Origin of the sequence: Candidatus Seribacter sulfatis, from assembly GCF_964187635.1 — a bacterium.
Taxonomy (GTDB): domain Bacteria; phylum Verrucomicrobiota; class Verrucomicrobiia; order Opitutales; family Seribacteraceae; genus Seribacter; species Seribacter sulfatis.
This window is the reverse complement of sequence record NZ_CAXLMO010000077.1, coordinates 1-6,401: the sequence shown is the minus strand read 5'-3', so window position 1 is coordinate 6,401 and position 6,401 is coordinate 1. Positions and strand designations below refer to the sequence as shown.

The 6,401-nt window shown below is 47.5% G+C and carries 3 protein-coding genes; 2 read left to right on the top strand and 1 reads right to left on the bottom strand.

From position 1 onward, the window contains the following. Positions 1–2,538, bottom strand: a 2,538-nt coding sequence (locus ACKPQ5_RS07610; protein WP_407678503.1) for a DUF3472 domain-containing protein, incomplete at its 3' end; no start/stop codon positions are given. A 333-nt stretch (positions 2,539–2,871) separates the two neighbouring features. Here ACKPQ5_RS07610 and ACKPQ5_RS07605 point away from each other — a divergent pair. Continuing rightward, on the top strand, positions 2,872–4,305 hold the full coding sequence (locus tag ACKPQ5_RS07605; RefSeq protein ID WP_407678502.1) for a sulfatase family protein: 1,434 nt from the start codon (positions 2,872–2,874) through the stop codon (positions 4,303–4,305). Positions 4,306–4,388: 83 nt separating this feature from the next. Next, positions 4,389–5,726 carry a hypothetical protein gene (locus ACKPQ5_RS07600; RefSeq protein ID WP_407678501.1) on the top strand — a complete coding sequence of 446 codons (1,338 nt, stop codon included), beginning with the start codon at positions 4,389–4,391 and terminating at the stop codon, positions 5,724–5,726. Positions 5,727–6,401: the final 675 nt, after the last annotated feature.

Here is a 6,401-nt window from a genome sequence, read left to right as displayed (position 1 = left end):
CGGATAGGCAAAGTCTTCGGGAACACCATTTTCTAGAGTTATATTCGATACGCTTGCCTGAAAGTAGGTTTGCGCATCCTGTGGCAAGGCGCGAAACACAATGCCAGCCCCCACATTGTCGCGGATGTTCTTGTAGTGGGTAGTGCCATACTCCCATGTCTTTCCATCAATCGATGTTAATGCCGAAAACAACCGTCCGCGGCGAACGACCCGCAACCACTTATGTCCGTTTTTAGTCAAAGGGTGATGAGACAATCGTCCCGCTCCTAGATCAAGGTGGTCCGGTGTCGTCCTCAGCCCGTATTTCGCCGTCTGCATAATTCCAACCTCGGGTCCCCACTTGTAGTTGTTCTTGGAGGCATCGGTTCGCACGGTCAATCCAACCCATGATAAACGATTCACCGCTTCGTTGTTTTGTCCCAGGTAATCATCAACACGGCAGGTAAGGGTGAAATCTCCCGTGATATTCTTGTAGATAGCATATTCACCTTCACCTACAAAACTAAAGGAATCGGGCTTGGTCTGGGTAATATTCCGCGGGACATTGGCTTCACCGGCTACACCAAGCTCCCAGCCTTCAATCGGAGTGGATGCGACGCTCACGAAACCGCCTTCTGTATCGATGGTGTGATTGCCGTCATAAAACAGACGTGACCAGATCTTCTGTTTGCCCGCCGGAAGACTAAGATCAGGCAGTCTGATAACCGGATCAGCCCCTTTCAGTTCTTCTCCTTCAAAAGCGGCGATTGCCATATCATCGGAAAATACCTGGATCCTATTAAGGGTATGCCCCCGGGATATGATCCTGGCGACAGCAGAGACCGCGTCTGCGTCGTCTTGCACTGTCAGTGTTACCTGAGGAGCATCAGCCCTTACTTTATGAAACAGGCTTGAAGCAGGAATGTCCTGCAATTCAATCCCCGGGCCTTCCCACTGGAGGCTGAAGTAAGGCCTTACTTTATCGAAGAAGTATTTGATTCCAATCTCATGGTCGCCTTTGGCCAGGTTTAGCGAGAAGACCTTTTCTTCCGGGCCATGCAATCCATCCCAATCAAACGCTTCCCGACCGTCAACCTCCACGCGGTAACCATCGGCGGCTTTCATGTGAATCAGGTATAAGCCGGACTTCGGCGCCCGCAATATTCCTTCATAAATAAACCCGTAACCGTGTTTCCGGTTGCCAAGAAGTGAGGTGTCAAACCCGCTGCAAATTCCCTGCTGCACCAGTTTATCATCGGTTAATTCATTGTATGACACCAGGTAATGACTTTCGGTGCGGCTATGGTGGGCTTTCTCCTCGGCCGGATAGCGAACATTGATGGGGCGAGCCGCATTATTGAAGAACATTTTGTATTCAAGTCCAGGCGCTGTTTTGAACGTAGAGGCCTTTTGCGCAGCAGCGGCTTTGGCCGCCTTGACGACAACAGGCTCAGCCTCTTGGTCAAACACATCCATCAGCGTAACACGAACCGTTGGTCCGGCCACTTTGGCTTCGACCAATAGATCGGCAATATGAGGCATCCTGGCCTGATGCACGACAACTGGCTCGCCTTTACACCCGGCATTATCAAAGACTTCCACTTTATAGGCGAACTGGGGCGATGATGTTTCGGTCATCTCCCAGGACACGAGAACCTGCTCGCCATTCGATACCGCCTCTACGGCTTTCACTTCAGGCAAATCCAACGTCGGTAAGTCGGGCTGGTCAACGGTGACCTCGTGACTCTTGCCCATCTCCAAGTATTCAGTTTGCGCTCCTGTGGGTTTCAACTTGGGGTTAGCAGTGCGCTCCATACTAAGAACCTGATTATTTTCGATGGTCCCAACGTAGTAATACGTGTCCAGAGCAGTGCCTCCTTTAGGCGGGATCTGAAACTTCACGGTATTCGTTTTGTGCCATTTGCCATCTTTGCGGCCATACCCCAGTCGTCTGTGCAAGGCACGAAGGGATCTACCTGCACCACCCGCATCTTCAAGAAACCCTCCACCACCATTAAGCGTCGTGCCCGCCACGGGCATCCTTACAACGCCATACAGATGCCAGCGATCGTTTTGAACATCTTTGGTCCAGCGGCCCATATAGGAGTAATCCGGATTCTCCACCCCCAATGGCGACCATACGCGCATCATCATGGTGTACCAATTCCCCGCCTTCATGTAAGGAAAAGCCGGACCGCCTATCGCGCCGCTAGCGCCTTCCCCAATGTATTGAGCCGGATAGTTATATTCCGAACAGGCGATTGGGCGAACCGGCTCTCCTTCTTCATTATGTCCCCAGAATGACCAGACCGAACCGGGCCTGTACGCATCCTGAACATCTTTGTCCAGGTTCGGGTAGAAGTCAGGCTCCAAAGACGGAGGGCCACCTGTGTATCCTCCATAGAAACTAACAGTCTGCGACGGTTTGACGCCCGTATACCAAAGCGCAAAATAGGTCGACTCGGGCCACCAGGGCCAGCGGTAATCCACCATCGTCATATCGCAATCTTCCGAACCTTTTTCTACAAAGGCGGCATGGCCCGGCATCGGCGTGATCATACCAACCCAAACTGCGATCCACACCGATGACGCTAAACATTTGTTTCTGGACATAAATATACTCTCCTTCACTTTGTAAAAATTGATGACCGATACTGTTTATGCTACAACTCTGGGGTAGCTAAGAAAAAATGAAGGGAAACTAATCATAGCTTCACTGAAAAGCAGCAATGTTGAATGTTTGTCCTAAAAACGAGATCACTGGGAAATGGTTAAAAAATAATATCTTCTTATTGTATACATCTGTCCAAGCTATCTTTAAAAACTCTACATTTGACAGATTCAACCCATTTATAACTAACTAGTGTTTATTTTTTTCTACACCCTTCTCCAATGAATCAATTACCTTTCAAAAGAATTCTCATTATCGGAGTGATTTCTATTCTCGGAATTTTCCTTTCAGCTAAGCAAAAGCCGAATATCGTGCTTATGTTTATTGATGACATGGGCTACGGAGACATTGGACCCTTCGGAAATAAAATTAATCAAACACCTCATCTGGACAGGATGGCAGAGGAAGGCAATGTGCTCACCCAATTCTATGTCGCCAATACCGCATGCACTCCATCAAGAGCTGCATTACTGACCGGAACTTACGCCAACCGTATAGGTATGGATGGAGGGCTTCAAAAGAAAGAAGGAATACCCAGTTTCATTGTCAATTTCCCAGGAGATCATCGTGGATTAAACCCAAGTGAAATTACCATAGCCGAAATGCTTAAGGAAAATGGATATGCAACCGGATGCTTTGGAAAATGGCATCTCGGAGACCAACCAGAATTTATGCCGCTTGCCCAAGGTTTTGATACCTATTTTGGAATCCCTTACTCCAATGATATGTGGCCGGGGAACAAAAGGGGAAATCCGGTTACCAATCGCGGTCCTTACGAGCCACTTCCTATTATGCTTCAAAACAAAGCAGTTGCCCATGTCTCGGATGACTATGATCAGGCACTTCTGGCGGAGGTGATTACTGATGAAGCGATCCAATTTATAAGAAAAAATAAAAAGCAACCCTTCTTCTGTTTTATTCCCCACTCTCATGTTCATAACCCTAGGTTTGCCCGGCCCAAGTTTCTTCAACGAGCGGAAGGAAATGTGAATCGAGCCCATGTCGAGGAGGTTGATGACAGCATTGGCCGGGTACTCAATACATTAAGGAGCCTTAAGTTGGATAAGAACACCCTGGTCATCTTCACTTCCGATAATGGCGGAGCCGGCGGTATGAGCATGGGACCCTTGCGAGGAGGAAAAGGTGGTCCCAAATACGAGGGACATATGCGTGTACCCACCCTTACCTGGTGGCCCGGAACTATCCAAGGAGGGACAACAACAAAAGCCATTGGGGTAACCACTGACCTGCTTCCTACATTTGCAAAATTAACCGGCTCAAAAATTCCCAACGATCGCATGATTGACGGCAAGGACATCGATGGAATCCTACTGGGCAAAAAGGGTGTAAAATCACCCCACAAGATTCATTACTATGAAGTGGACGGTATCCGAAAGGGGGACTGGAAAATGGTTAAGAAAAAAGTGAAGGGTAAAATTATTCGAGAACTCTATGATTTATCCAAGGATCTGGGAGAAAAAAAGAACTTGGCTCAATCAATGCCAAAATTGGTCGAAGAACTCGATCAACTTTTGGTGCAACACGCCGCAAGCATTGAAGCCAATCTTCGACCCCCTGCTTATTCCAGGAACCCAAAACCTATCCTCAAAGAAGTGGGTAACTTACCCACCCTTCGGGAATACCTCAAAAAATAAAGCTAACTTTAAAACTGTTCATTATGTATAAAATTGTCATCGCCACCTTCGTAAGCCTCTTTTTCTCCTTCTCAGCCTTCAGTATGCAGGTGTTCGACATGGAGGAAATACGCGACCCAGGCACCCTTCAAATCAAGGTTCTCCAAGACTGGCACAAGGTACAAGGTCCCATCGCAACACGGCAGAAGCTGGTCACCATCAATGTGGGTGACCTATGGCCCGGACAGGAGTACCGTATCCCCGTCCGCATGGTCGTGCCCTCCAACCGCAAAGCCAAGGGATTTCACCTCACTGGTGGAAGTTCCCCTTCCCGACTGCAAAAGGATGCCCGGCCCAACCCCACCGAGCGCGAACTTTTGGAGGGCGGAGTTGGCCTCGTCATTACCGTCGTGCAGGAACCGGGAACCTACGGGCAACGAGCATTATCCCAGGCGGCGGAGAAGCGGTTTGCCGAGACCCTTAATCCCCGATTCAAAATCCAATACTGGGCCTGGCCCGCCACCTTGATGCGTGCGATCACCACCGCATACGCAGAAAAAGATCATTTTGAAAAGGGTAAGGTTGCCGCCTCCGGCGGATCCAAAAACGGTGCCTCCCCCTCCATGGCCATCATTCACGACGAGCGTATGACCGCAGTACACGCGACGGTTTCTCCGATCTGGGACTCCCCACTTCGTATGAATGACGAGGACGCATGGAAAGTACTGCGGGATCAACCCGGTAGAAGAGGTGGATTTACCGGCGGGCATTTCGGACCCAATTTCAACGAACGCGTTTTGGATGCGGGCGGTACCTGGAAAGACCTGCAAAACTTTGCCCGCGACATTTCGGATCAAGTCTTCATATCCCGCAACCTGAAAGCGTTACGAAAACGGGGGGTGGATATGCTCTTTCATCCCGGCACTCATGACTTCGTTGCCTTCGATATGGCCTGGGGTGGGAAACACCACCCAACCATTCCCGTTTACCTCGGTGCCAATTCCGGACATGGAAAACGCGGTCATCCCAAAACCGAACGGGATCAACAGAACAAATCAGGGTTTATGCTCAAGCATTTCTTTCCCGATGAGACGAAAGGTGACCTCCTCGCACCCCCTCAAGTGAAAAGTGAACTCAAAGGCAAAACGCTCAAAGTAAGTGTATCCTTCGCCCCGGATTCCGGTGAGGAAAGTGGTCGTATCTGGTGGATCTTCGACCGTGCTCCCGATGGCAGCCCCAATTACATCAGCGAAATGATCCCGGACGATCAGACCATGGAAATGGAAAAGGTTGGCAATCAATGGACCGCCACCATCAAACTTGATCCCAAAGCCAAACGAATCGATTTCTTCAGCAACCACCGCAAAACTCTGCGATACAAAGAATCACCATACAGAACTTACATGTCCAGCCCCTACACCCGGGTGAAGCTTGAAAAATAAAATAGGCCTTGTTGTTTACCTGCCTTCTGCTTTTTCTAATTTCTAAAAGCAAAAGCATCGCGTCTCACCTTTCCCAATCTGAAGATTAGATTGTTTGTATAAGAAAGAAATTTGCGGTTTCACCTCCATAACTGCGAAAAATGAAACGCTGAAATTCGGCCTGTAAAAAGTCAGCCACCGACGCATATTGAATGATAAACCACTTGAAAAGCTATCAGACGATGAGTCCATGTTCATTGACTTTTGTCCAAATCAATTGGTAAGTATATTTTACTATCTAATCAGAATAAAAAAGATAAAAGTACAAACTTGGTGTTTTTTAATTCCAAATTTTAAAAGTATGAATAAGACGCGTTCTTTTATGATCAGCAGAACACTCTTGATTTCCACATCCGGGTAAGATCATCTAAAAATTAAAAGTGAAAAAGCTTTAATAAAATCTGATGATTACAAAATTTAAAAACGACAACAAGATGACATATTGCAGTTCAATACGAACTGAGTTAATGCGACCTTTCGAGCTGGTTGGGTGGTTATTGTTCCAATCTATAAAATTGTTTTCATCTATAATTCACAACCATTCAAAATAATTTTTTTACTTAATATTCATGCATTCTAATATAATTCTCACTGACTAATTATAGTTCACAACTTAAATGAAATTAATAAGTACAG